The organism is Testudinibacter sp. 'clade 2' (genome assembly GCF_006227735.1).
Taxonomy (GTDB): Bacteria; Pseudomonadota; Gammaproteobacteria; order Enterobacterales; family Pasteurellaceae; genus Chelonobacter.
In genome coordinates this window covers 1-25,068 of sequence record NZ_VDHB01000056.1, presented here as the reverse complement: position 1 = coordinate 25,068, position 25,068 = coordinate 1, and the positions used below count along the sequence as shown (strand labels likewise).

General features: G+C 47.4%; 24 protein-coding genes. 9 read left to right on the top strand and 15 right to left on the bottom strand.

Going from position 1 to position 25,068, the window contains the following annotated elements:
• Window positions 1–99: 99 nt before the first annotated feature.
• On the bottom strand, window positions 100–333 hold the full coding sequence (locus FHQ30_RS05080; protein ID WP_442805663.1) for a YgaP family membrane protein: 234 nt from the start codon (window positions 331–333) through the stop codon (window positions 100–102).
• A 194-nt stretch (window positions 334–527) separates the two neighbouring features.
• Window positions 528–1,448, bottom strand: coding sequence for a recombination-associated protein RdgC (gene rdgC, locus FHQ30_RS05075; RefSeq protein ID WP_139611130.1), 921 nt, complete (start codon window positions 1,446–1,448; stop codon window positions 528–530).
• Window positions 1,449–1,513: 65 nt separating this feature from the next.
• Here rdgC and proC point away from each other — a divergent pair, with 65 nt between their 5' ends.
• Both proC and FHQ30_RS05065 read left to right on the top strand, forming a co-directional pair.
• Entirely contained in the window at window positions 1,514–2,329 is an 816-nt protein-coding gene (gene proC / locus FHQ30_RS05070; protein WP_139611129.1) for a pyrroline-5-carboxylate reductase, read from the top strand.
• A 1-nt stretch (window position 2,330) separates the two neighbouring features.
• The gene (locus FHQ30_RS05065) at window positions 2,331–3,491 is read left to right on the top strand and encodes a 3-phenylpropionate MFS transporter (protein ID WP_139611128.1); all 1,161 of its coding nucleotides are present in this window, start codon (window positions 2,331–2,333) and stop codon (window positions 3,489–3,491) included.
• 12 nt (window positions 3,492–3,503) lie between these two features.
• Here the strand turns inward: FHQ30_RS05065 and ubiA are convergent, their stop codons facing one another.
• Window positions 3,504–4,370 carry a 4-hydroxybenzoate octaprenyltransferase gene (gene ubiA, locus FHQ30_RS05060; RefSeq protein ID WP_139611127.1) on the bottom strand — a complete coding sequence of 289 codons (867 nt, stop codon included), beginning with the start codon at window positions 4,368–4,370 and terminating at the stop codon, window positions 3,504–3,506.
• 133 nt (window positions 4,371–4,503) lie between these two features.
• On the bottom strand, window positions 4,504–5,376 hold the full coding sequence (locus FHQ30_RS05055; RefSeq protein ID WP_139611126.1) for a rhomboid family intramembrane serine protease: 873 nt from the start codon (window positions 5,374–5,376) through the stop codon (window positions 4,504–4,506).
• Between the two features lie 92 nt (window positions 5,377–5,468).
• On the opposite strand from FHQ30_RS05055, the gene FHQ30_RS05050 reads away from it, so the two are divergent.
• Entirely contained in the window at window positions 5,469–5,783 is a 315-nt protein-coding gene (locus tag FHQ30_RS05050) for a DUF5389 family protein (protein ID WP_267963808.1), read from the top strand.
• Window positions 5,784–5,791: 8 nt separating this feature from the next.
• Here the strand turns inward: FHQ30_RS05050 and glpE are convergent, their stop codons facing one another.
• Together glpE and FHQ30_RS05040 are read right to left on the bottom strand one after the other, a co-directional pair.
• Window positions 5,792–6,127, bottom strand: a complete 336-nt coding sequence (gene glpE / locus FHQ30_RS05045) for a thiosulfate sulfurtransferase GlpE (RefSeq protein WP_139611124.1) — start codon at window positions 6,125–6,127, stop codon at window positions 5,792–5,794.
• A gap of 122 nt (window positions 6,128–6,249) precedes the next feature.
• A complete protein-coding gene (locus tag FHQ30_RS05040) occupies window positions 6,250–6,792 on the bottom strand; it encodes a TIGR00645 family protein (protein WP_132968064.1) in 543 nt (180 codons plus the stop codon).
• Window positions 6,793–6,928: 136 nt separating this feature from the next.
• Between FHQ30_RS05040 and FHQ30_RS05035 the strand changes: the two genes are divergently transcribed.
• The 6 genes from FHQ30_RS05035 (at window position 6,929) to FHQ30_RS05010 (ending at window position 14,036) form a co-directional block, all read left to right on the top strand.
• Complete coding sequence (locus FHQ30_RS05035) at window positions 6,929–8,026, top strand: Abi family protein (RefSeq protein WP_267963807.1); 1,098 nt, start codon at window positions 6,929–6,931, stop codon at window positions 8,024–8,026.
• 75 nt (window positions 8,027–8,101) lie between these two features.
• Window positions 8,102–8,524: an HI_0449 family lipoprotein gene (locus tag FHQ30_RS05030; protein WP_232517257.1), complete on the top strand. Its 423-nt coding sequence runs from the start codon at window positions 8,102–8,104 to the stop codon at window positions 8,522–8,524.
• Window positions 8,525–8,765: 241 nt separating this feature from the next.
• Window positions 8,766–10,277, top strand: coding sequence for a fused PTS fructose transporter subunit IIA/HPr protein (gene fruB / locus FHQ30_RS05025; RefSeq protein ID WP_139611122.1), 1,512 nt, complete (start codon window positions 8,766–8,768; stop codon window positions 10,275–10,277).
• A gap of 2 nt (window positions 10,278–10,279) precedes the next feature.
• Window positions 10,280–11,221: a 1-phosphofructokinase gene (gene fruK / locus FHQ30_RS05020; RefSeq protein ID WP_139611121.1), complete on the top strand. Its 942-nt coding sequence runs from the start codon at window positions 10,280–10,282 to the stop codon at window positions 11,219–11,221.
• Window positions 11,222–11,225: 4 nt separating this feature from the next.
• Entirely contained in the window at window positions 11,226–12,902 is a 1,677-nt protein-coding gene (fruA, locus tag FHQ30_RS05015) for a PTS fructose transporter subunit IIBC (protein ID WP_139611120.1), read from the top strand.
• A gap of 252 nt (window positions 12,903–13,154) precedes the next feature.
• Window positions 13,155–14,036, top strand: a complete 882-nt coding sequence (locus FHQ30_RS05010) for a DUF808 domain-containing protein (protein ID WP_139611119.1) — start codon at window positions 13,155–13,157, stop codon at window positions 14,034–14,036.
• Between the two features lie 84 nt (window positions 14,037–14,120).
• Here the strand turns inward: FHQ30_RS05010 and purT are convergent, their stop codons facing one another.
• From purT to FHQ30_RS04965, 9 genes are all read right to left on the bottom strand, one after another.
• The gene (purT, locus tag FHQ30_RS05005; RefSeq protein ID WP_139611118.1) at window positions 14,121–15,302 is read right to left on the bottom strand and encodes a formate-dependent phosphoribosylglycinamide formyltransferase; all 1,182 of its coding nucleotides are present in this window, start codon (window positions 15,300–15,302) and stop codon (window positions 14,121–14,123) included.
• Window positions 15,303–15,364: 62 nt separating this feature from the next.
• Window positions 15,365–15,871, bottom strand: a complete 507-nt coding sequence (gene luxS / locus FHQ30_RS05000) for an S-ribosylhomocysteine lyase (protein ID WP_139611117.1) — start codon at window positions 15,869–15,871, stop codon at window positions 15,365–15,367.
• 188 nt (window positions 15,872–16,059) lie between these two features.
• Window positions 16,060–17,667, bottom strand: a complete 1,608-nt coding sequence (gene gshA, locus FHQ30_RS04995) for a glutamate--cysteine ligase (protein ID WP_139611116.1) — start codon at window positions 17,665–17,667, stop codon at window positions 16,060–16,062.
• A gap of 24 nt (window positions 17,668–17,691) precedes the next feature.
• On the bottom strand, window positions 17,692–18,177 hold the full coding sequence (locus FHQ30_RS04990; protein ID WP_139611115.1) for a YqaA family protein: 486 nt from the start codon (window positions 18,175–18,177) through the stop codon (window positions 17,692–17,694).
• The gene (locus tag FHQ30_RS04985) at window positions 18,174–18,779 is read right to left on the bottom strand and encodes a beta-phosphoglucomutase family hydrolase (RefSeq protein WP_139611131.1); all 606 of its coding nucleotides are present in this window, start codon (window positions 18,777–18,779) and stop codon (window positions 18,174–18,176) included. Before FHQ30_RS04985 ends, FHQ30_RS04990 begins: the two co-directional genes overlap by 4 nt.
• A 49-nt stretch (window positions 18,780–18,828) precedes the next feature.
• On the bottom strand, window positions 18,829–19,458 hold the full coding sequence (locus FHQ30_RS04980; protein ID WP_139611114.1) for a response regulator: 630 nt from the start codon (window positions 19,456–19,458) through the stop codon (window positions 18,829–18,831).
• A 59-nt stretch (window positions 19,459–19,517) separates the two neighbouring features.
• Window positions 19,518–22,031 (bottom strand): class I adenylate cyclase, encoded by a 2,514-nt coding sequence (locus FHQ30_RS04975; RefSeq protein ID WP_139611113.1) that lies wholly within the window; start codon window positions 22,029–22,031, stop codon window positions 19,518–19,520.
• A 180-nt stretch (window positions 22,032–22,211) separates the two neighbouring features.
• Entirely contained in the window at window positions 22,212–23,246 is a 1,035-nt protein-coding gene (locus FHQ30_RS04970) for an ABC transporter ATP-binding protein (RefSeq protein ID WP_139611112.1), read from the bottom strand.
• A 16-nt stretch (window positions 23,247–23,262) separates the two neighbouring features.
• Window positions 23,263–24,933, bottom strand: a complete 1,671-nt coding sequence (locus FHQ30_RS04965) for an ABC transporter permease (protein ID WP_139611111.1) — start codon at window positions 24,931–24,933, stop codon at window positions 23,263–23,265.
• Window positions 24,934–25,068: the final 135 nt, after the last annotated feature.

Sequence of the window (25,068 nt, the reverse complement as noted above, 5' to 3'; positions counted from 1 at the left end):
CTTCGCAAACGGGCGGATAGTTAATCCGCCCCTACCTTGCCTCATCAAATATCTTTGTCAATGATCTGAATCCGGCATTACTGCCGGCTGGAAAACAGGTTAAGCCCTTTTTGCACCGAGTTTACAAAACAGATGAGAAAGCAGGCAAAAACCAGTCAACCCGCTAGTCAGCATGTTGACTGCAATCAATAAACAGACCCACAACCATTGCGCACTGACAAACAGCGGGCTAGCGGATAGCCCAAAAAGTAAAGAAAGTAAAATAAATAACCCGCGAATAATACTTATTAATTGCCAACAGCCCAAATCATCACCCTCATCTCGGTCAATCATGTTATTAAAGATTGACCAATTTGTAAAAAACATGACAATTTTAACCTACAAAATCCGATAAAAATATACCTATCACACATTTTTTTTAGATTTTATCTAGGTCTGTATTAACGGAAAGGGCAATCCTTGCAGTATTTACCTTTTTTCTTATATTTTTTGCAGCACTTATTTTTCTTGCCCATGTGAACGACTGATTATATTTTATCCGCTAACGATCCCGCTTCGCCACCAAACGCCTCGAGTAAGCGTTCACTGAGCTGCGCCAAGATTCCGCTCATTAAAATAAAATCCGCATCAAAGCGCTGGGCGTAATCCTCTTTCAGAATGTCGTCATTTTTTTCCCGTACTGTATCGGCAAATTTAAGTCGTTTCAGACTGCAATCTTGCTGTAGCACAAAACTGAGATGTTCTTCCCATTCTAAGGCTAACTTGGTGATTTGCTTACCGACGGCAAAGTGATTTTGCATTTCGTCGCTGTCTAACGCTTGCTGTTTACAGCGGATCACCGCTTCATCGGTGGTGGAAGTCAATTCCGCTTCTTCAAGTGCGGTCAGCCAGTGCGGCAGGTTGTCATTGGCGATCCAGTCGGTCATCACTGCTGCCGGATCATTGGCAAATACCAGCGGCACCAGCGGCAGTGATCCCAACGATTTACGCAGTAATGCCAGCGTGTCTTCCGCTCGTTTTGCCGAAGCAGCGTTGACATAAACCAGATCATTGTCGGCATCAATCCAAAGTGCGGTTTGCTGCTTTTTACTAAAGGCACGCGGCAACAACTCATTGATCACATCGTCTTTCAGCGTCTGTTTTTCCACTTTACTCAGCTTGCGCTGCTCTTTTTCTTCCACACTTTCGATACGCTGCTCCAGCGCTTGCTTGATCACCGCTGCCGGCAGAATTTTTTCCTCTTTTTGTGCCAACAACAAAATTTGTCCATTCACGCTGAAATGCAACAGATCACTGCCATTCAGCGGCGGTGCCCAACCGAATTTGCTTTGATCATGGCTGCCGCACGGGAAAAATGCCTGATGTGGCAACGCAGCGTCCAACACTTGGCTCGACCAGTCCAATTTTTTACTTAAACGGTAAACCATGACATTTTTAAACCAATACATAAATCTCTTTTCCTGCTTATGTTAGAATGCGCAATATTGTAACAGACCTTGTTAAGGAAAAATGTATGCAACAAAAATTAATTGCCTTTATCGGTGCGGGCAATATGACCCGAGCGATTATTTTAGGCTTGCTGCGCAGCGGCTATCCAGCGCAGAAAATCATTGCCACCAATCCAAGCAATGGCAAATTGGCAGCCTTGGCGGAACTGGGGGTACAAACCTCGCATAATAACCGTTTTGCAGTGGAACAAGCAGACGTGGTGGTATTGGCAGTGAAACCGCAATTGATGGCCACTGCCTGCGCCGATTTTGCTGGTCAAGATCTCAGCCAAAAGCTGCTGATTTCGATTGCCGCCGGCATTTCAGTCAAACGTTTGAACGCATTATTGCCCAGCGCAACGGCAATAGTGAGAGTGATGCCGAATACGCCGTCACTGCTGTCTGTCGGCATGGCGGGGCTGTTTGCCAATGCCAAGTGCGGTGCTGATGACCGAACTTTTGCGGCTGACTTAATGCGCGCGGTAGGGGAAATTTGCTGGTTGCAGCAGGAAAGTGAAATTAACAGCGTGATCGCCGCTTCCGGCAGCAGCCCGGCGTATTTCTTTCTGTTTTTGGAAGCGATGCAGCAACAAGCGATCAACATGGGTTTAGCCCCTGCCACCGCGCGGCAGTTGAGCCAGCAAGCCATGCTGGGTGCAGCACAGATGGCGATCGAAAACCCGCAACTGGAATTAGCAACCCTGCGTGAACAAGTCACCTCCAAGGGCGGTACCACTGCCGCTGCATTGCAGGTTTTTGCACAACATCAGCTGCAACAGATTGTTGCCGAAGCCATGCAAGCCGCCGTTGCCAGAGCTGAAGAGATGGAGAGCCTGTTCTGATATGTTTCGCACCTCGCCCTTTGTCTGGTTAATTTGTAGTTTTATCGGCTATTTTGCCACTTATGGTGTGGTTTTGCCGTTTTTGCCGGTCTGGCTGAAAAGCTATCACTATTCGGAAGAGACCATCGGTATCGTGGTCGCCTTCTCTTTTCTGTTTCGTTTTGCCGGCAGCATGCTGTTTTCACAATGGGTCAAACAGCCTTCAGCATTAATTTCGATGTTGCGCCTGATTGCGTGGTTCAGTCTTGGCTTAGTGCTGGCCATTGCCGCCAGCACCGAAATCGCTTGGTTGCTGATCGCACTGATTTGGCTGTTCAATGCGGTGTTCGGCGCCGGTATTCCGTTGACCGATGCTTTGGCAGGCAACTGGCAACGCCAAGTGACCTTAGACTACGGCAAAGCCCGTTTAACCGGGTCACTGGCGTTTATCGGTGCTAACTTGCTCGGTGGCTATGTGTTGGGTCTTTTCGGCGATCAAAGCATGATTTGGCTGGTGACCGCACTTTTATTGGCTTATGGCGCACTCCAGATGCTGTCACCCAATCCGTATCCGCAAAATCCGAACAACAGCCAAAAAGTGCAAGCCAATGTCAGTTATAAAACCATTTTAGCCAATAAACAGATCGTAGCGTTGTTGGCGGTTTTGGCGTTGCTTCAAGGCAGTCATGCCGCTTATTATGCTTATGCCGTGCTGTATTGGGCAGAATTGGGCATCGGGGTCGAGCTCAGCGGTTGGTTGTGGGGCGTCAGTGTGGCAGCAGAAGTGCTGGTGTTTTTCTTTGCCGGACGTTTGTTAAAAAATTGTTCGCTCTACTCGCTGCTGCTGTTTACTTCGGTGGTGGCAGTGTTGCGTTGGGTCGGCATGGGATGGGCAGAACACTTTATCCCATTTTTGCTGCTGCAAACCCTGCACGGCATCACGTTCGCACTGTGCCACTTTGTGACGATCCGCTATATCACTGGCTGTCCGAGCAGTTATATTGCCAAGCTACAGGCGCTGTATAACGGCGTTTGCAGCTGTTTGAGTGTCGCCCTATTTATGCTGTTTGCCGGCGTGGTGTATCGTTATCATCCGGTGTGGGCATTTTATTTGATGGCAATTTTAGTCTTACCGAGTTTTGTATTGCTGCAAAAGGTAAGAAATCCGCAGCCGATTGAATAATTCCTACAGACCTTAAGCAAAAATTCCTAACAGCAGTGCAATAAAAATGCCCATGCCGAAATAGTTATTGTTGAGAAATGCCTTAAAACAGTCGGCACGGGTACGTTCGCGCGTGAGTTTGCATTGATACACAAAGCAAAGTGCGGTCACAGCAACCGCCACATAATACAACGGGTGCAGCTGCGCCAGATAGCCGATAGCGGCAAACAACATTAAGGCGACAAATTGCAATAATGCAATGATCTTATTGTCATATTGCGCAAACAAAATCGCGGTGGACTTCACTCCGATGCGCAAATCATCATCACGATCCACCATCGCATATTGGGTATCGTATGCCACCGTCCACAGCAGGTTGGCGAAAAACAGCAGCCAGCACAACAACGGCAACTGTGCACTCACGGCGGCATACGCCATCGGAATCGACCAGCCGAACGCCGCACCCAACACAAATTGCGGCAGGTGGGTATAGCGTTTCATAAACGGATACACAAATGCCAATGCCACTGCGATAAACGACAGAAAAATCGCATAGCCATTCAGGTTGAGTACCAACAGAAACGAAAGTGCGGTCAGCACCACAAACAAGATTTTCGCCTCTTTTTCACTAACTTCGCCGGTTGCTAACGGGCGGTTGGCTGTGCGTTTAACACTGCCGTCAATATGGCGATCGGCGTAGTCGTTGATCACACAACCGGCGGCACGCATCAACACTACTCCCGCGACAAAAATCAGCAATATTTTGCTATCCGGCACTGCTTCGGCTGCCAAAAACAACGCCCACAGTGTCGGCCATAGCAACAGCAGCGTGCCGATGGGGCGATCCAAGCGCATTAAACGGGCATAGGCGTGTAATTTTCGGGTTAATACATCGGGCATTTTCGTAATGGTGTGTTGTCGAATAATGAGCGGCGTTTTGTGTTACGCCTATCATTGCTATCAATCAAATATGGACGCTATCTTACCGCAAAATAAGCAAAAATGCTCTGCATAACCTAGGAATTTTTGCTTTTCAGTGTGGTTTTTTGCGGGCTAATCGCTTTCCGTCCAACCAAGCGATTGCACTGCCAAGCAGCAAACCGGAAATATGTGCCGCATTACCCACCTGCAAATTCAGCAAGGGCCCTACAAATCCAACCGCAATCCCCGTCAACAACAGATAGATAAATCCGCTCGGCAAGCTAAATCGACGCAACGGATCAACCCGGCTCATCACATAAACGTAGCCCAAGATCGCAAAAACCACGCCAGACAGCCCGAAAAATGCCGGTCCGCTGAACGCATTTTGCGTAATACCGCTGATCAGCGCAGCAGCCAAAAATAGTTGCAGCACTTTGCCTGAGCCGCAAGAGCGCTCAATCATGGCACCAAAGACCAACCAATAGGTTAAATTAAACACAATATGGCTAAGTGACAAATGCACCAGCGCATGGGTGAAAAATCGCCAAATTTCGCTGTATTGGCTGCTATCTTGCGGGAAATGCGCCGATAAATACACGTCTGTTTGATAATCGCTCAAGCTTAGCAGATATGCCAGCACGCAAATCAAACCGAGCAGCGCCGTCACCGGGGCGGCGGCAACTGAGCTCCACAAGTTACGCCACTGCGAAAGATTGGGCAGCAATGCCTTAAAGCGTCCGTTTAAGGAATAGGTTTGCCCGTCTTGCCAACTCGCCTGCATATACTTTTCGGCAAACGGCGTGTGCCGGTATTGCTCCGCCTCATTTAACAGCTGGCTCAGCTGCGGATCATCTTCTTCCAGCGCCAACAAATAGTGCCCTTGCTGTTGATATAGCGGCAAATCCCGCTGATATTCACGCCGGATATAGTCACGAAAGCGCAGTGCCAGTTCCGGTTTGTCAGTACTTAAAATTATTTTAGTCATAACGTTTTAGAAAACAGAATTAGAAAAGTCACAAAGTTACGCTATACTAGCGCCTCGTGTAACAGATTGGAAGAAATACGAGGAGAATTCAGGTGCATAACCAACCACAATTAAACGGCTTTTCCGGCTTTGCTTGGGCAACCGCTCTTTTTTGCCTGCCAGCGATTCTCTGGCCACTGGCACTGCTGGTTTCGCCATCGGTCGCCGATAATCCGGCACTTAGCAGCCGTGCGGTATATTGGTTTTCAACCGCACTTTGGGTTTATCCGCTAGGGTTATTCGCTACCGCACTTTTATTGGCAAAATTGCGGCGTACCGCACCACAAGCCGCATGGCTGTTGCTATTTGCAGCATTTATCGCTTTTTACGGCTTCCTCGCCTATTTGATTATCCGGGTTTGGCACTAGGTTAACACCTATTCACTTTGCAAATCACTTTCATAAGGCAAGCCGGCACGCAGCCAGCCTTCAAATCCACCTTGCACACTGGCAACATGGTCAAAGCCTTGCTCGATCAAAAAATGGGCAACATTCAGGCTGCTAACCCCGTGATAACACATCACTAGAATCGGAAAATCATAATCATAGCGATCCAAAAATTCGCCATAACTTTGATTGGTGAGATGAAACGCTTGCGGCGGGTGGCGATAACTGAAATTCTTCAGATCGCGAATATCCAGCAATACCGCCTGATTATCCTGCACCTGCTGCCACGCCTGCTGCGCGGTCACTGTTGCAATGTCGGTGGTCATAAAATACCTTTATCAAGAAAAAATTTAACAGAATGTGAGCGGCTGTGTTGCAAAAAACAGCATAACAATGCCGCTCACCCGATTTGTCATCGCACCCGCACTTTGCTTTAATTCAAGCCAGCTTAATGGTTCTTATGGGTTGTGCCGTACAAAATACGATCGGTGTATGCCATCGCCAACGCTGATGCCAAAAAGCCCAAATGCAGCAGTAGTTGCCACATCATCTGTTTTTCCGGCAAATTTCCGACATTAATAAATGTCTGCAACATATGGATTGAAGAGATGCTGATAATCGCCATCGACAGTTTGACTTTCAATACCGAAGCATTAACATGATTCAACCATTCCGGCTGATCAGGATGATCGTCGGTATTCAGGCGCGAGACAAAGGTTTCATAACCGCCGACAATCACCATAATCAGCAAGTTGGCGATCATCACCACATCAATCAAGTTCAACACCGCCAACATCACCATATTTTCATTCATTTGGTTAAGATTGACCAACAGCTCCCAGAGCGATTTGATAAATTTATAGGCATACACCATCTGCACCACAATCAGCCCGATATAAATCGGCAGCTGAATCCAGCGACTGGCAAAAATAATTTTACTGAAAATTGAGGTTCTTCTGATGCGATCTTGTTTTTCGTTTGTGATATGCATAATGTTCTAAAAATGTTAACTAAAAAAGTGGAAGAAAATTACCTATTTTCGGTTTAAATAGCAAGATTCTGTAGAAAAAAATTAAGTGTGTACTTTTTGTTCTACTTTGCCTATAATAGTAAACGATATACCTGCCATGCCTATGAACTTCTGTTTACGCACAAATCGGCAGGTTTTTTTTAATGCTATTTTTGATTATAAGTATATGACGACATTCTGCAAACCAGTTAAAACAAGTGTAGAACACATTAAAACTTGGCAACAGCGGGGTTTAAATATCCCTAATCAAGAACGAGCAGTACGCTATTTAAATTACATAGGCTATTACCGACTTTCCGCTTATACCATACCTTTCCAAGATCCCAAATCAAGTAGTCATCAATTTAAGCAAAATGTGAATTTTGATGATATTTTAAGCCTTTATATCTTTGACCGAGAATTACGTTTATTAGTCATGGACGCTATCGAACGAATTGAAGTCGCCATTCGAGCACAAATATCTAACGTGCTTTGCAATGAGTTCAATGATGCCTTTTGGTATCTTGATGAGAACTGCTTCGATCAAAATTATCAGCATTTCAGACTGTTAGCAAATATTGAACGACAACGGCTTGAGGAACAAAAACGCTTAAAGCGTGATTATGATGCGATTGAGAGCCGTAAAAATATCTCATTAGATCAAAAAAGAATATTAAAAGACAAGGTACAAAAAGAAAACTTTCTAAGGCATTATTTGAGTCAATACGATCAACCAAAGCTACCGCCGTCTTGGATGATGATAGAAATGCTGACTTGGGGTGACCTAAGCCATTTATATACAGGCGTAAAATCAACTTTGTTACGAAAAAAAATTGCTGGTAATTTAGGATTACATGCTCAGGTCTTTGAATCTTGGATAAAAACCTTAAATGATGTCCGCAATGTGTGTGCCCATCATAATCGCTTATGGAACAAAGAATTTGGTAGAAGTATTAAAATTCCAACATCAAAAAGCATCATATGGCTGCAGCAAGCAGTTATTCTAGCAAATCCGGCAATTCATGCTGAAAAACGCATTTATATGGTATTGGTTGCCTTACAAACCTTATTGTATAAAATCAGTCCAAATTCTCAATGGGCACAACGCTTGAAACAGCTCATGGCTAAATATCCAAAAATCGCAAAATCCAATATGGGAATGCCCGAAGAATGGCATAATGATGATTTTTGGACATTTGCACTTAAACTCAAATAAGGGAAATTGATGATAAAGACACGAATCCCCCTATACCTCATAATTGTTGGTCTGACAGCTTGTAGCAACAAAGCAGTGATCGATTTACCCGATTCACAGCGTGATGCCAAATCCTATGCTATCGCCTATCAAGCCACAGTGCAGTCTTTTCAAGGGATTGTAGGCGAGAATTATGAAGTGGATGATTTCACTCGTGGCGCACAGGCTTGGTATCGTGGTGATATCAAAACCAGCATCGCCAGCATTCGTGATCAGCTGTATAACCAGCTGCAAGACAGTGATTTGTATGCTTTTCGCAGCGGTATTGTATTTGCCGGCGAGTTGCAAAACAACTTTTCACGGTTAAATCAAAATTGCTGGTCGTTGCTGAACAAGCCCAGCCTGACCCAAGGCATTTATGATGCGATGCGTGATTTACGCCGTGATCGCGTGCGTGACGAAAACGATCCATATTTGACGACAGGAACTGAGCAATTTCTACAAAATTGTCGAAAATAGCAACAAAATGTGATTTAGGTCACTTTTTAGTGATTTTTATTTTGAACTGAAAATCAGAATGGCGAATAATAGCCGATAGATGATACTTGCTGCTTCACTGTTCAAAAATGGGGCAGCAAAGTTTTTTCTCTTTTTGCTGAAACGTTTCATCAAATAATAAGTGTCATACTTTTGCTTTATTGGTAACCGTTGGAAGAGAGAATTTTCTTTTTCTTAAAACTATCTACAACAGGAGCATTGAATGTTTAACTTACCGGAACATAACATTCATTTATCAGCAACCGCCGATAATAAACAACAAGCCATTGAAATGGCTGCCAATGCGTTGGTGCAAGACGGCTATGTCGCAGCAGGCTATCTTCAAGGAATGCTGGCGCGCGAACAGCAAACATCCACTTTTTTAGGCAACGGCATTGCGATTCCACACGGCACGCTGGAAACCCGCGATCTGGTCAAAAAAACCGGAGTTCAAATTTTTCAATTTCCAAACGGAATTGAATGGGGCGAAGGTAATACGGCTTATATCGTGATCGGAATTGCCGCCCGCTCTGACGAGCATCTGGCCTTGTTGCGTCAATTGACCCATGTGTTGGGCGACGACGACACTGCCGCTTCGTTGGTGACGCTGCAAGACAAAGCTGAGTTTCGTGCGATTTTAATGGGCGAGAAAAAAGAGCCGGCCTTGCAGCAGGATTTCATCACGCTTGATGTCGAGACCAACAGCGCCCTCACCTTAACCGCCATCAATGCCGGCAAACTGGAAGCTAAAAGTGCGGTTGATGCACGCTTTGTCAGCCAAGTGATTGCCGATCAAGGATTGGTCATCGGTAACGGGATTGTGTTGAATGACAATGCGCAAGGCAATCAATTTAACGCTGTGGCGTTCAGTCGAGCCAAACAAGCGTTCCATAATGCCAACGGCGAAGCAGTGCAAGCCGTCATAACGGTTGCCGCCGTTGATGATCAATTAAATTCAGTTTTGGCACGCCTATTAACCGCCGAAACACAAACCGCACTATTACAAGCAAGCAGCGCCGAGCAAATCATCGCCTTGCTGGACGGAAAATCTGTCGAAACCGATAACGCACAAAGCACAACAAGTGCGGTGCAGCAAGTTGTCGGCACTTTCACCGTACGTAACGAACACGGTTTACACGCCCGCCCGGGAGCATTATTAGTCAGCACCGTGAAACCTTTTGCCGCAAAAGTCACGGTTGAGAATTTAGATCGTCCGACCGCTGCCGTGAATGCCAAAAGTTTGATGAAATTGGTAGCACTGGGCGTCGTCGCCGGTCACCGTTTACGTTTCACCGCTGAAGGTGATGATGCCAAAGCGGCGATCGAAGCCATTGGCAAAGCCATTGCCGACGGTTTGGGCGAAGGCGTCGGCATTACGCCGAAAGAGCCTGACAGCATTGAAGAGGTGACAAGTGCGGTTGCCGCGCCAAGTACTGCATCGACTGCCGCCAGTAGTGGCGAACAAGTCGAAGGCACGTTCAGCTTGAAAAACGAACACGGTTTGCACGCTCGCCCTTGCGCATTGTTGGTGCAAGAAGCGAAAAAATTCCAGTCAGCGATTACCGTTGAAAATTTGGATCGCCAATCTGCAGCCGTCAGCGCCAAAAGTATGATGAAAGTCGTGGCGCTCGGTGCCTTGAAAGGCCATCAGCTACGCTTTGTCGCCAAAGGCGAAGATGCGCAACAGGCGATTGACGCTATCGGCGCCGCGATTGCCGCCGGTTTAGGAGAATAATCATGGCAAAGATTGCAACGATCACCCTGAATACGGCTTACGATTTGGTCGGGCGCTTAAAACGCATCGAGTTGGGCGAAGTCAACACCGTTGAAACTTTGGGGCTGTTTCCGGCAGGCAAAGGCATCAACGTAGCAAAAGTGTTGCACGACTTGGATGTTGCGGTGGCCGTCAGCGGTTTTCTTGGCGAAGAGAATCAAGGTGACTTCAGCCAACTGTTTCAGGCGTTGAAACTGGACGATAAATTCCAGCGTGTTCCCGGTAAGACGCGTATCAACGTAAAAATCACTGAAACAGAGGCTGATGTCACCGACCTGAATTTTTTGGGCTACCAAATTGATGATGCCAGCTGGGCAAAATTTGTCCAAGACTCGTTAAACTGGAGCCAAGATTTTGATGTTATTGCCGTTTGCGGCAGCCTACCGCGTGGCGTCAGTCCGGAACAGTTTACCACTTGGTTAAGCCAACTGGGACAACAAGGTGTGAAAGTGGTGTTGGACAGCAGCCACGCCGCCTTAACCGCCGGACTAAAAGCCAAGCCGTGGCTGGTGAAACCGAATCATCGCGAATTAGAGGCTTGGATCGGTAAACCGCTGAACAGCTTGGAAGAAATTATCACTGCGGCTAAACAATTAAAAGCCGAAGGCATTGCCAATGTGATTATTTCGATGGGCGCTGAAGGTTCAGTCTGGCTCAGCGAGCAAGCGGTGGTGCAGGCACGCCCGCCAAAATGCGACAACGTGGTCAGCACCGTCGGCGCAGGTGACTCAATGGTCGCCGGTTTGATTTATGGTATCAGTCAAGGTTGGCAACAAGCGCAGACATTGGCTTTTGCCAGCGCCGTTTCCGCCTTTGCCGTTTCACAAAGTAACGTCGGCATCAACGACCGCACTTTAGTTGATGACATTTTGCAACAAGTTCAAATTAACGTAATAGAAGGATAATCACATGAACATTCTACTGGTAGAAGATGCCGCTTTAGGCAAGGCGAAAACCTTTTTGGTGCGCCAAGTATTCGCTGCCGCTGTCGCAAATGCCGGACACAAGGTGGTTGAACGTGCCGCCGATGCCGATATTGCGCTGGTATTGGGCGACAATTTACCGAACGATCCGCAACTGGTCGGTAAAAAAGTCTATCTGGCAAACTTGAACAGCGCCTTTGCCGCACCGGAAAGCACCGTTGCCGCTGCACTCACCAAGGCAAGCGATTATGTTGCACCAAGCACCAGTGCGGCCAACGTATCCAGCAATAGCGTGAAAAATATCGTTGCTGTCACCGCTTGCCCGACCGGCGTTGCGCACACGTTTATGTCGGCAGAAGCGATCGAAGCCTACGCCAAACAACAAGGTTGGAATGTGAAAGTGGAAACCCGTGGTCAAGTCGGCGCCGGCAATCCAATCAGTGCCGAAGAAGTTGCTGCGGCTGATTTGGTGTTCGTGGCAGCGGATATTGACGTGGATTTAAGCAAATTTGATGGCAAATTGATGTACCGCACGTCTACCGGCTTAGCCCTGAAAAAAACTGCACAAGAGTTCGACAAAGCCTTTAACGAAGCCAAAATCTTCACGGCGACTGCAGCAAGTGCGGTTAAACAAGAAGCTAAGACCGAGAAAAAAGGCGTATACAGCCACTTAATGACCGGGGTGTCGCATATGTTGCCAGTGGTAGTTGCTGGCGGATTAATCATCGCGCTGTCATTTGTGTTCGGCATCGAAGCCTTCAAAGAAGAGGGCACCTTGGCAGCAGCACTGATGAAAATTGGCGGCGGCAGTGCGTTCGGTTTGATGATTCCGGTGTTGTCCGGATATATCGCCTACTCGATTGCTGATCGTCCGGGCTTAACACCAGGTTTGGTCGGCGGGATGCTCGCCAGTTCAATTGGCGCTGGTTTCCTGGGCGGGATTATCTCCGGTTTCCTTGCTGGCTACGTCGCCAAAGCAATTGCCGATCATGTGAAACTACCTCCAACCATGAATGCGTTAAAACCGATTTTAATCATTCCGTTTATCGCGACTTTGGTTGTTGGCTTGGTGATGATTTATATCGTCGGCGAACCGGTTGCATGGATTATGCGCAGCATGACCGAATTTTTGACCGGGATGCAATCCGGCAGTGCGATTCTGTTGGGGATTATCCTAGGCGCAATGATGTGCTTCGACATGGGCGGCCCGGTCAACAAAGCGGCTTATACCTTTGGCGTCGGCTTGTTAGCGTCCTCATCCTATTTGCCAATGGCCGCGGTGATGGCGGCAGGTATGGTGCCGGCACTGGGCATGGGCTTAGCCACTTTCCTGGCGCGTAAAAAATTCAATGCCAGCGAACGTGAAGGTGGCAAAGCGTCATTCGTGTTGGGGCTATGCTTTATCTCCGAAGGCGCAATCCCATTCGCTGCTCGTGACCCAATGCGTGTAATCCCAAGCTGTATGGCTGGCGGCGCCTTAACCGGCGCACTTTCAATGCTGTTCGGTGCAAAATTGATGGCGCCACACGGTGGTATCTTTGTGTTGGCAATCCCGGGTGCCATTCAACCGGTGTTATTATATCTCGTAGCCATTATCGCAGGTACTGCCCTCACCGGCTTCCTGTATGCTGCGATTAAACCAAACGAAGAGAAATTGGTATAACCGTTTTCAAATGACAAGGAAAACCTCAGCCAGCGGCTGGGGTTTTTTATTGCCAATCGCGTGTGTAAGCCTAGAGTCTGTTGAAACGGCGCGCCGATGCACAACAATTCACGCCCCATGCCGTGTAAAATTCATCCTCCTCCCCCTATAAATAGCAACACAACCTAAAAATTTCTTTATTATTGCTTTCTCAATACGGTTTGCTATAGTGCATTCGATTTTTACACCTGTTTACAACCAAAAGAGACGATCATGGCATTTGCTTCACTGTTTACCCTATTAGATGATATCACCGCCGTATTGGACGATGTGGCGCTGATGACCAAAGTCGCTGCCAAGAAAACCGCCGGTGTGGTCGGTGATGATCTGGCGCTGAATGCCAACCAAGTCGCTGGCGTGCGTGCCGAGCGCGAGCTGCCGGTGGTGTGGGCGGTGGCGAAAGGCTCGTTTTGGAATAAAGTGATTTTGGTGCCGCTGGCCTTGCTGATTTCATCCTTTTTTCCGGTGGCAATTCCGTATTTATTGATGATTGGCGGCGCCTATCTCTGTTTTGAAGGCGTGGAAAAGATTTTCCACAAGCTGCTGCACAAACATGACACTGAGGCAGAAAGTGCGGTCAGCGGCGAAATGACCCCGGAACAAGAAAAAGACAAGATCAAGGGGGCTATTCGCACTGACTTTATCCTGTCGGCAGAAATCGTCACCATTGCGCTGGGCATGGTCAGCGACTATAACCTGCTGACGCAAACACTGGTCTTGTCAGCGATTGCATTGGGGATGACCGTGCTGGTTTACGGCCTGGTTGGTGGCATCGTCAAACTGGACGACCTCGGTTTTTGGCTGATGCGCAAGCCAAGTGCGGTCAGCCAAGCCCTCGGCAGAGGCATTATTTTTGTGATGCCGCATTTTATGCGCTTGATCAGTGTGGTCGGCACCTTGGCAATGTTCTTGGTCGGCGGCGGCATCATCGCCCACAATCTAGGCATTCTGCACCACTGGCTAGAGCAGATGAACTGGCTCGACGGCTGGGCGTTTAACCTCGCCAGCCTGATTATCGGTGTGGTTTGCGGTGCGGTGGTACTGCTTGTCGTGGCTAGCGTCAGTTCTGTGTTTAAGCGCAAAGTCGCTCATTAAATTAGTCACAACTCACAGTCAGAAAGCGCCAAAGTGCGGTATCAGCCTCAACCAAGCCGCACTTTCTGCGTAACACCAACCACCTTACAACTCAACCACCAACTTATTATATGCCGTTCTGACTTTTGCCAGTGCCGTTTCCACGCTTTCATCACGGGCTAAAATCACGCCCAAACGGCGATGACCGTTAACTTCGCCTTTGCCGAACAGGCGTAAATTGGTGTTGGGTTGCGCCAGCACTTGTTCTAAATTGCCAAACCGCACTTGCTTGGATTGTCCTTCGACCACAATCGCTTTGGATGCCGACGGGCTGATCAGATTGATCGGTGGAATCGGTAAGCCGAGAATCGCACGAGCGTGTAGTGCAAATTCAGAGAGTTCTTGTGAAATTAAAGTGACCATGCCGGTATCGTGTGGGCGTGGTGAGACTTCATTGAAGATTACATCATCACCACACACAAACAACTCCACCCCAAAAATACCCCGGCCCCCCAAGCCCGCCGTGATTTTGCCGGCTATGTATTGTGCTTTTTCAAGTGCGGTCGCTGACATCGCCTGCGGCTGCCACGATTCGCGGTAATCGCCGTCAATTTGCGTGTGCCCAATCGGTGGCAGGAAAGTCGTGCCGTCGATATGCCGTACCGTCAGCAAGGTGATTTCATAATCGAATTTGACAAACCCCTCTACAATCACCCGACCGCCGCCGGCTCGTCCGCCTTGCTGTGCATATTGCCACGCGGCTTCAAGCTGCTGCTCAGATTTAATCACGCTTTGTCCGTGTCCGGAGGAGCTCATAATCGGCTTAATCACGCAAGGCAAGCCAATTTCTGCCACCGCACTTTGCAAGGCGGCAAAATTGTCCACAAAACGGTAATTCGAGGTCGGGATGCCGAGCTCTTCTGCCGCAAGGCGGCGAATGCCTTCACGGTTCATCGTCAAACGGGTCGCTTGTGCGGTCGGAATCACATTAAAGCCTTGCTGTTCCAGCGCCAGCAGCATGTCTGTGGCAATCGCCTCCACTTCTGGTACGATATAATCCGGTTGTTCTTTTTCTACCAAGGCTTTCAGCGCAGCACCGTCCAACATCGAGATCGTGTAAGCACGGTGCGCGACCTGTTGTGCCGGTGCATTTTGATAACGATCGACCGCAATCACCTCCACCCCTAGGCGTTGCAATTCAATCACGACTTCCTTACCCAACTCGCCGGCGCCCAGCAGCATCACTTTGGTGGCTACAGGCGTTAACGCTGTTCCGATTGTAGTCATAGTTTTTTCCTTGTTAGCTGATATAGAAAAAAACCGAGTGCTGCGACTCGGTTTATAGACGATTAATGTTGCAGTAAAGCGGGATCAAGCGCCAAATCGGCATTGTGATTAACGCCAATAGTGGCTGCCAACACACGGCGGGCGATCTCCTGCGCTTGCGGCAATGAGTGATCGGTATAAGTGCCACATTGATATTCATTGAGTTCAGGAATATCCTTTTGATCAGCCACCTTCAACACATCTTGCATCGATTTTTGCCATGCTTCGGCAACTTGCTGCTCACTTGGTGTACCGATCAAACTCATGTAAAAACCGGTGCGGCAACCCATCGGCGAAATGTCAATAATTTCCACCTGTTCACTGTTCAAATGGTCACGCATGAATCCGGCAAACAGATGCTCCAACGTATGCACCCCGGTCATCGGCATGCTTTCAAGGTTTGGGCGGCAAAAACGCAAATCGAACACGGTGATATCATCGCCTTTTGGGGTGCGCATAGTTTTGGCGACACGTACCGCCGGTGCCTTCATTTTGGTGTGGTCTACGGTAAAACTATCGAGTAACGGCATAATTTCTCCTCAATGCTAAAAATCTAAAAAATAATTTGAACTTTCTATCGGCTGTTTGGTCTTATTATACAAGCAACTTGCAGTTGTTTTCTAATAATTAAGTTGGTTCCTTAGGTTATTTCGCGCTCTCTTGTAGAGCGCTTTTTTTATGGCAAAATTCTAAACAAAGATCAACAGACCCTAGTACGCTACGCCTGATTTTGTAACGCTAAATATTGCTCAAAACTGACTTCATCGGCTTGTTCGATCGCCTGTTGTTGCCGCACTGAATCCTGAACCGCTTGTTGCAATTGCTGTTCGCTGAGCGTGCGATAAGGCTGTGATAAAAACGCCTGTTTGAATTTTTCGGCTTGCTGCTCAGCGAAAGCAGCGATGCCCAGCTGCTGACAATCGGCTAATACTTTTGCCGATAAGGTCAAATCCGGATCAGCAAACGCTTGGCGCAGCTCACGGCAAATTTGGACATAGCCCTGCTCCTGCCCGACACAATCGACCACCGCTGCCAATTGCAGCAGATCATCAAAAATCGCTTCGCCCATCGCTTGCAGTGAATATTCATGCTCATCACAGCCGACACCGATCGTCTGCTGCGGTTTACGCCCTGCCAAAATGACTTTATTCCAGTTTTTGCGGCAACACTGCTGTTCGCTGTCGCCCAACGGTGGCGCCTCAGCCAATTCACACCACAACATAAACAGATCCAGAAAATAGATTTGTTGTTCGCTGATGCCGACGGCAGAATACGGATTGACGTCCAGTGACCGCACTTCCACATATTGAATCCCGCCACGCTCCAACGCGACAACCGCTCTTTCTCCCGGCAAGGTGACCCGCTTCGGACGGATTTGGGCATAAAACTCGGCTTCGCTTTGCAGCACATTGGCGTTCAGTTGGCGATATGTTTTAGCCTTCTGTTTGCCTGATTGCCAATCCGCTTGGTCGCTCGCCTGGTCAATAGCTTGGTCAATCGCTTGAAAGTGCGGTTCCGGGCGGCGAGTGGCAGCACGCAACGAGGCGGTATATTGGCTCAATTGATTATAATTAATCCCCAGATTGGATTGCGTATCGGTGGTGTAACCCAAATCACTCAAGCGTAACGAGGTGGCATATGGCAGGTATAAAAAGCCATGCGCAGACTGTTCAAACGGAATCTGGGTTTGGCGCCCTTGCAGAAAGCAGCTGCAAATTGCCGGTGAAGCACCGAACAGGTACGGGATTACCCAGCCATAGCGTAGGTAGTTGCGGATCAAGTTGAAATAGCGTGCTGACAACTGATCTTGTTGTTGTTCTTCAGTCAGTTCGGGGAAACGGCGCTGCCAATACGGTTGGTCAAACGAAAAATTGTAGTGAATCCCGGCAATGGTCTGCATCAATGCGCCATAGCGATTTCTCAAGCCTTCGCGATACAGGGTTTTATATTGTGCCAGATTGGAGCTGCCGTACTGCGCCAACACAATGTCGCTTTCATTATTGATAAAACACGGCATGCTCATTGGCCAAAACCGCTCTTTGCCCATGTGTTGCAGGCTGAAACGGTGCAGGTCCCATAAAAAATCGGTCAGTTCACTGGCTTTTTCCCGCACCGGGGTGACAAATTCCATCAGGCTTTCGGCAAAATCGGTGGTGATCCACGGATGGCATAATGCCGAACCCAACTGTGTAGGATGCGGTGTCAATGCCAAATGTTTATCCGGCAGAAAACGTAATGTTTCCCGTTCCAAGCCACGTTTGAAGTGCTGTACTGCTTGCGGGTGCTGTTTTAACCATAAAAGTGCGGTATCAAGGTTTGGTAACACGGTGCTTTCCTCGTCTCAGTAAGATTAAAGCGGGCTCAGGGCGATCAATAAAAAATAACGCAGCCCTTTTCCCAATGTAATAAAAATCAAACTAGGCAGCCAGTGTAAACGTAGCCAACCACTTGCCACACACAACAAATCGCCGATAATCGGCAGCCAACTGAGCAATAATGAAATGCTACCGTAGCGGGCAAGCCATTGTAAACTTCGTTGCTGGCGTCGGTTGAGTTGCTGCCATTCCGGCATGCTGACCATGCGCCCCACTGCATAACTGGTCATACTACCGAGGCTATTGCCGACGGTGGCAACCCACCATAAATTAAAGATCGTGAATGCATTGTTTTCAAAAGAAAAACGGTTTAATAACAGCAAACCGCTAAAAACCACTTCGGAATTGCCGGGCAGCAAGGTCGCGCTTAAAAAAGCGCTGACAAACATCAGTAACAACTGGCTTTGCGCCACCCAAGCCGGCAACCAATTCAGCCATTCACCAGACAAAGCGTCGCTCATCGCTCAGCTTTTAATAAGCGGTTGTCGCGCACATCAAACACGTCCATCGCGCCAGCATGACTTGCCGTAATCCCAAAATCGCCGTCTTCAAACACCAGACAATCGCATGGCGCCACCCCGAGCAACTCGGCACAACGCAAAAAAGTATCTGCTGCGGGTTTATGATTGAGCACATCGTCAGAAGTGACGATAGCGGAGAAATAATGGGCTAAATCAAATTTTTCGATTAAAATCTCAGTCATTGAGCGATGTGCGCCAGTGCCCAACGCCATTGGGATTTTTCCGTTGAAATAACGCACAATTTCAAAAGCCGGCAGCAATACCGCACTTTGCAACACTCGCTGCACCCCCAGCTCACGTTTTTTCTGCACCACCTGTTCCAGCAGGTGCAGCGGCATGCCGCCATCGCGCATAATTGCTTCGGCAATAATGTAAGTGGTTGCCCCGCTCAGTTGGTACATCAGTTCGCCATTTAATGGATAGCCAAAATATTCACCGGTTTCGACCCAAGCCTGTTCATGCGCCGGCATGGTATCGATCAGCGTGCCGTCCATATCGAAAATCAGCCCTTGGTAGCCGCTGATAATCGTTGGGCTTAATATCAAATCCGTCATAAATCCAATCTCTATTCAAGCTTGACTCAGGGCGTAGTCACACGCCTTTATATTGCAAATACAGCACCGTTGCCGCCACGCGCGAGTTGACATTCAATTTGCGCAGCATATTACGGATATGCACTTTGACCGTCTCTTCCGAAATAAACAGCATCTCGGCGATCTGCTTATTCGACATGCCTTTGGCAACCCGCTCCAACACCGCACTTTCACGTTCGGTCAGCGAAAGCAGTGGTTCAGGAGAGATTTTGCGTTGCTGTAATTGATATTGAATTTCCGGGCTGTAAACAATTTCGCCATGCGCCAATTGTTTAATCTGTTGTAACAGCAGATCCGGTTCACTGTCTTTCAATAAATAACCGTCTGCACCGGCATCAACCAACGCAAAAATATCGGCCTTAGCATCGGATACCGTCAAAATCCCGATATGGGCTGTCACGCCTTTTTGCCGCAACTGCTGCAAAGTTTCCAAACCGCTTAACCCTTTCATGTTGAGATCCAAAATGATCACATCCGGCTCTTGCTGTTGCGCCAAACGAATGCCTTCCTGCCCGTTGCTGGCTTCGTCAATCACTTGAAAATCAGGTTCTAATTCAAGCAGCTGTCTGATCCCACGTCGCATTAACGGATGATCATCGATGATAAGAATACGGTATGATTGCGACATAAATTCCCCACTAGCCAATAAAATGGCTTTTATTATAGCGTTTTTTGAGCAAATTAACGCTATCTTGGATCATAATATTGCAAATGTTGCTGGCTATGGAACGGCACAACTTTGTTTTCACCATTGTTGGTCGTGATCAATTGGTAGAATTGCGGATAGTTAAAACTGTAGCCTTCAAAACCATCTTCACCGCCAAAACGGCTCATGGTATACATTTTATTAATTTCTTTGATTTTATTCTGCTTCTCATCGTGGCAGTAGTAGTACACTTCCGGATTGTTGTATTCGTCCAAAATATAAACATTAAAGCTACCGTTACTATTGTCTTCAAAGAAAAATTGCAAAAACCCTTCACTAGCGAATTCGCCGATTTCCAGTGGAAAATGGTATTTATGATGCTTCACTTGCGTATCTGTATTGCGAACGGATTCAAGATCGCGGTTATTCGCTGTTTCGCAGCGCACAACGCCACCTTCTTCAATTTTCAAGTCACGGCTTTCATAGGAGAAATTCCAAACCTTGCCACCCACTTGCAATCGGTTGACCGAACGTTTATTTAAAATCACACCGACTTGAGTATTAATACATTTTTTGATCAACTTCTCGGTTACGGTCAGCATTTCAGCACGATAGCGTTTGCTGTAACAGAAGACCTGTACCGACTCCAACGGATTAGCGCCACGATGGATTTTATGTGCCAGCACTTTCAAGCAGTTTAAAATGGCATGTTCGCCGGCAAAATGCAAAGTGCGGATCTCATTCCAGCGGTTGCGATAGATCAAATCGATGCTGCCAACCAAGCTCTGTTGCTTTGGCCCGAAGTTGAACAAATCGTTGGACGACACACTGCGTCGTTGGTTGCCGTCAATGGCTTCGGTTGGATCATGACTAAGATTGACGGCAACAAACAAGTCACGCAATTCACACGGATGGCTGAGATCCTCATTACTTGGGGGAGCGGTTTGCTGTGCGAGTGACAAGCGCAAATCGGTGACAAATTGCTGAATCTTACCCAACCCGATGGTTTGGCTGCGAATATACAGATGGGTTTTAGCTCCGAGCAAGCCGTTAAAATACGCCCAAGCTACCAATTGGCTAAGATTTTCGGCATATTCCACATAGCGCTCGTTAGAACTGGAAACCTTTGTCAAACAACAGTTAATCAAATACCAGCCGTCTTTCACCGCACTTGAATGACGAACTTCGACAAACATCAGCTCTTTCTCGGTGATGTTGTCAGCAATTTCGCGATTAAATAGCGTAACTTTCTCCGGCAGCACTTCAAATGCGGTGTACAGTTTGCGTGTCAGAATGCTGATATCTTCCGGCATCAAATCCGCTGAAATTTTTTGTTTGCGAGCAAAGATAATCAGATTGCGGTAGCCTTGCATCAGAATGCCGACTAAACTTTGATAAAACGCTTTGACCTGCTTAATTTTCCAACCCGCATGGTCATTCAGGGATTGAATATCCTGCGGCAACCAACCCCAACCGGCAATCAACTGTTGTAACTGCTGATAGCGCCAATTATCCGAATTCTGTACGCCGGCAAAATCACGATTGGCTTTAATATAGAAACAGCGGCGCACTAAATCCAGTCGATGCAGATCATTGATGCGCAAAAGATAACTGCTGACTTGCTGTAACATTGCCAGATAAGGATCAAAGTGGTGATCAACCGCTGTCGCTGATAACAATTGCTGTTTAAATTGCTTGGAAATCAGTTGTGGCTCTGGATATTCCGCCATCAGTGCTTCCAGCAATAACACCTTAATCACCGATTTATACGGTGAGTCCACTGCTTTGAACAGATGCCACAACGTGGCACCAAAATATTCATTGGCAGACAACATTCCTAAGCCGCCAAAATCAACCCAATCATGCGGTTTGATTTTGCCTTCCTGCACCCATTTTTCGACTAAGGTGTCATAATGCTCTTCATGGTTGACCGGCATATGCAGCCACAGCAACGGTTTGCCCGCCAAGCGGATTGCCGAGCGGTAGAATTCGTCTAACAACAACATATACTGACTGCTGCCGCAATGCTCGGTGCTCAGTGTTTCGGAATAGGTGATATTGCGGAAATGATTTTCATCCAGCAGGTAAAAATTGACTTCAATATGTAACGAATTTGCCCATTTTTGAATCAGCAAGGTTTTTTGCAGCAGTTTATTACGCTGAACAAGCGTCAAGTGCGGTTGGTGGCAGACCCAAATATCCAGATCCGACTGGCTGTTTTGTGTGATCGAGCCGGTACTACCCATGGCATACACGCCACGAATGAGTGGGGTTTCCGTCGCTTGCCTGATTGAAGCTGAGAATTGTGTGAAATCATCAGCGACAAAAATTTGTTTCAGGTATTTAAGCTGATAACGTGTCGCTTTGAAATCCACAATACCGGCCGGCGCATCATTAACAAAGCCCGGTAATAACGTATGGTTGGTATTCAGCAACAAGGTGAGTAACTGAAAGACATGCTGAAACTCATCCGAGGTGCCTACCAAGGATTTCTGATAACGCGTCTTGTCCAATGCCGCCACTAACTGTTTAGCAGATTTAAGATAACTACTCAAAAAACCATCTCACAACAATCAAAACATTTAGTAAATGTGACTTATGTCACATTATGTTAATCCAGTGTTAAGCCTATCACTTAAACCTGATCAGGTAAAGCTAAGTCAAATTTTTTAATAAACTAATTAATTGTCATGTCAGTTGTCATTGCAACTGCGTGTTTTAAGTCTCAAATCATGCTAATGAAATAGATTGATCAAATCCGATTGTGCCACTAACCGCACTTGTCTTCCAATCGCCAAATTATCCTGTGCATAGACAGACAATTGCTGTTCGCCGACTTTCAGTTGATATTCAAACGTATGTCCCAAAAAGTGTCGTCCAATAATGGTTGCATTTGGCTTGCCCGTAATGGAAAGTTGCAGCATTTGTGGGCGCAACAGACAAAAGAGCGGTTTCAGCCGATCAATCGGTTGCCCGTTTGCCAAGGTTAGTGCACTTTGCCCGCGCAATTGCCCCAATTCAGACTCCAGCGTTTGTGGATCAGACAAACGGCAAGGCAAATAGCTACCACTGCCGAGAAAATCCGCAACAAAGCGACTATGTGGGCGCTGATACAGCTCAACCGGCTCGCCAAACTGTACAATTTTACCCTGCTCCATCAGCGCCAGCTTATCAGCAAATACAAACGCCTCTTCTTTGCTATGGGTCACAAACACCGCCGAGACTTGTTGCTGCTTCAAAATCCCTTTCATCTCTTCAATCAATTGATAGCGCACTTGGCTGTCGATATTGGAAAACGGTTCGTCTAGCAACAACAGATCCGGTTTACACGCCAACGAACGCGCAATTGCTACACGCTGCTGCTGCCCACCGGAAAGTTCGTGCGGATAACGTTGTAAAAATGCAGAAAGTTGCACCAACGCCGCCATTTCCGCCACAATCTCAGCTTGTGCTGTTTTAGGCGTTTTACCCAGTCCAAACGCAATATTTTGTGCTACCGTTAAATGGGGAAACAAGGCATAATCTTGAAAAATCATACCAATTTTGCGCTGTTCTACCGGAACTTGCGACAAATCCCGTTGATTGAGCACAATCGTTCCCTGTGTCAGCGGCACCAAGCCGGCAATGGCTTTCAACAAGGTGGTTTTGCCACAACCGCTGGCACCCAGCAAACAAAGAATATCATCATCTTGAATCTGCAAATTCAGATCCTGCAAAATGGTTTGCTGTGCGTAACACACTTGAAGATGGTTAATCTGTAACGATTTCATTCAACTTATTTCTCTTTTATCTGGCAGACTTATCCGCTAACAGCGAACGGGTCAAAATAATCACCGGTACCAATCCGACCAATACCAAAAATACCGCTGACAGCGAAGCTTGCTCTAACTGTTCATCCGAAGTTAAGGTAAAAACATGGGTCGCCAAGGTGTCAAAATTGAACGGTCGCAGCAGTAATGAAGCGTTCAACTCTTTCATACTTTCCAGAAAAACCAGCATAAGTGCGGTCAGCAAGCCTTTGCTCAATAACGGAAAATGGACTCGCAACAACATTTTCAAGCCGTTATAGCCTAAAGTACGCGATGCCATATCAAGCGACGGTGCAATTTTGTTCAATGAAGTTTCAACACTGCCGATGCTCATCGCTGAAAAACGAATGATGTATGCCGACACCAAGGCAAACATCGAGCCGCTGAACACCAGCCCGACCAGTGGGCGATCCAGCCAACGCATCAGATCATTCAACCAATGGTCAGCGGTGGTCAACGGAATCATTAAACCAATGGCAAGCACCGTGCCCGGCACGGCATAGCCCAATGAAGAGAGCGGCAGACCGTAGCGTGCCAAATATTGTCCGCTGCGATTTTGTCGCTGGGTCAGGCGCTGCTGGTTTAGGCGTTTAAAAAACAGTAATAACAGCGCCAGCAACACGCTAATCAGTGCTGCGGTGATCGAAACCGACAGACTATTGTACGCATAGTGCCAAAAGCGATCATCCCACGATTGCTCAAAATAGTGATATGACCAATACAACAGCTTTGCCAGTGGAATAAAAAAGGCAAAACTGACCAAGCCCCAGCAGTAACTCTGCGCTAGCCAGAGTTTCCAGCCGTGAAGCGGGCGCAACGACTGACGACGCTCATAGCCTCTTTGGTACAGTTTTTGTTTGCGGCGACTGTAGCGTTCGAGGCTTAGCAACAGAAAAATCAAAAACAACATCAATAGCGAAATTTGCGATGCGGTACCCAAATCGCCCAAGCCGAACCAGGTGTCATAAACCGCAGTGGTCAGCGTTGGCACCGCAAAGTAAGACACCGTACCAAAATCGCCCAAGGTCTCCATCGCCACCAATGCCGTGCCGATGGCCATAGCTGGACGCGCCAGTGGAAACGTTACTTTTTTAATCAATTGCCAACCGCTCACACCCAAAATTTTGGCGCTGTGATTCAGGTTTTCCGACTGTTCCAATAATGCAATACGAGTCAGCAGAAAAATATAAGGATACAACACCAGCGCCAAAACCAGACATGCGCCGCCCAAGGTACGGATCGGTGGAAACCAGTAATCTTGCCCACTACTCCAGCCAAACAGTTGACGCAAAGCCCCTTGCACCGGTCCGGCAAAGTCCAATAAATCGGTGTAAAGATAACCGACCAAATACGGCGGCATCGCCAGTGGTAAGCACATCACCCACTGCAACACACCTTGTCCTTTAAACTGAAAGGTGGAAACAATCCAACTACAAGGCAACGCAAAAATCAAGCTGAGGATCACCGTGCCGCCCACCAGCAACAGCGAATTTTTGAGGTAATCGAACAGCACCGTATTCCACAGGTGCGAAACACTTTCCCCTTGCGAAAAAGTGGATTGATATAAAATTGCCGCAATCGGCAATAGAAAAAAAGCGATGATCAACACCGCTGTGAAAAACCAGCTAATCCGCCAAAATTTATTCATGATTGTTATGAGCAACTACGGTGACTACAAGCACAAAAGAGCGGTCAACACCGCTCTTAGACTGCTGACAAAGGTTAAAATACACAATTAATATTGTAAAAATAGGGGCGGATTATATATCCGCCCGAACCGCAC

What these genes read in the sequence shown, in the direction of transcription:
- FHQ30_RS05080 (WP_442805663.1), bottom strand. Translation starts at nt 333, where the DNA reads ATGATTGACCGAGATGAGGGTGATGATTTGGGCTGTTGGCAATTAATA.
- rdgC (WP_139611130.1), bottom strand. Translation starts at nt 1,448, where the DNA reads ATGTATTGGTTTAAAAATGTCATGGTTTACCGTTTAAGTAAAAAATTG.
- proC (WP_139611129.1), top strand. Translation starts at nt 1,514, where the DNA reads ATGCAACAAAAATTAATTGCCTTTATCGGTGCGGGCAATATGACCCGA.
- FHQ30_RS05065 (WP_139611128.1), top strand. Translation starts at nt 2,331, where the DNA reads ATGTTTCGCACCTCGCCCTTTGTCTGGTTAATTTGTAGTTTTATCGGC.
- ubiA (WP_139611127.1), bottom strand. Translation starts at nt 4,370, where the DNA reads ATGCCCGATGTATTAACCCGAAAATTACACGCCTATGCCCGTTTAATG.
- FHQ30_RS05055 (WP_139611126.1), bottom strand. Translation starts at nt 5,376, where the DNA reads ATGACTAAAATAATTTTAAGTACTGACAAACCGGAACTGGCACTGCGC.
- glpE (WP_139611124.1), bottom strand. Translation starts at nt 6,127, where the DNA reads ATGACCACCGACATTGCAACAGTGACCGCGCAGCAGGCGTGGCAGCAG.
- FHQ30_RS05040 (WP_132968064.1), bottom strand. Translation starts at nt 6,792, where the DNA reads ATGCATATCACAAACGAAAAACAAGATCGCATCAGAAGAACCTCAATT.
- FHQ30_RS05035 (WP_267963807.1), top strand. Translation starts at nt 6,929, where the DNA reads ATGCCTATGAACTTCTGTTTACGCACAAATCGGCAGGTTTTTTTTAAT.
- fruB (WP_139611122.1), top strand. Translation starts at nt 8,766, where the DNA reads ATGTTTAACTTACCGGAACATAACATTCATTTATCAGCAACCGCCGAT.
- fruK (WP_139611121.1), top strand. Translation starts at nt 10,280, where the DNA reads ATGGCAAAGATTGCAACGATCACCCTGAATACGGCTTACGATTTGGTC.
- fruA (WP_139611120.1), top strand. Translation starts at nt 11,226, where the DNA reads ATGAACATTCTACTGGTAGAAGATGCCGCTTTAGGCAAGGCGAAAACC.
- FHQ30_RS05010 (WP_139611119.1), top strand. Translation starts at nt 13,155, where the DNA reads ATGGCATTTGCTTCACTGTTTACCCTATTAGATGATATCACCGCCGTA.
- purT (WP_139611118.1), bottom strand. Translation starts at nt 15,302, where the DNA reads ATGACTACAATCGGAACAGCGTTAACGCCTGTAGCCACCAAAGTGATG.
- luxS (WP_139611117.1), bottom strand. Translation starts at nt 15,871, where the DNA reads ATGCCGTTACTCGATAGTTTTACCGTAGACCACACCAAAATGAAGGCA.
- FHQ30_RS04990 (WP_139611115.1), bottom strand. Translation starts at nt 18,177, where the DNA reads ATGAGCGACGCTTTGTCTGGTGAATGGCTGAATTGGTTGCCGGCTTGG.
- FHQ30_RS04980 (WP_139611114.1), bottom strand. Translation starts at nt 19,458, where the DNA reads ATGTCGCAATCATACCGTATTCTTATCATCGATGATCATCCGTTAATG.
- FHQ30_RS04970 (WP_139611112.1), bottom strand. Translation starts at nt 23,246, where the DNA reads ATGAAATCGTTACAGATTAACCATCTTCAAGTGTGTTACGCACAGCAA.
- FHQ30_RS04965 (WP_139611111.1), bottom strand. Translation starts at nt 24,933, where the DNA reads ATGAATAAATTTTGGCGGATTAGCTGGTTTTTCACAGCGGTGTTGATC.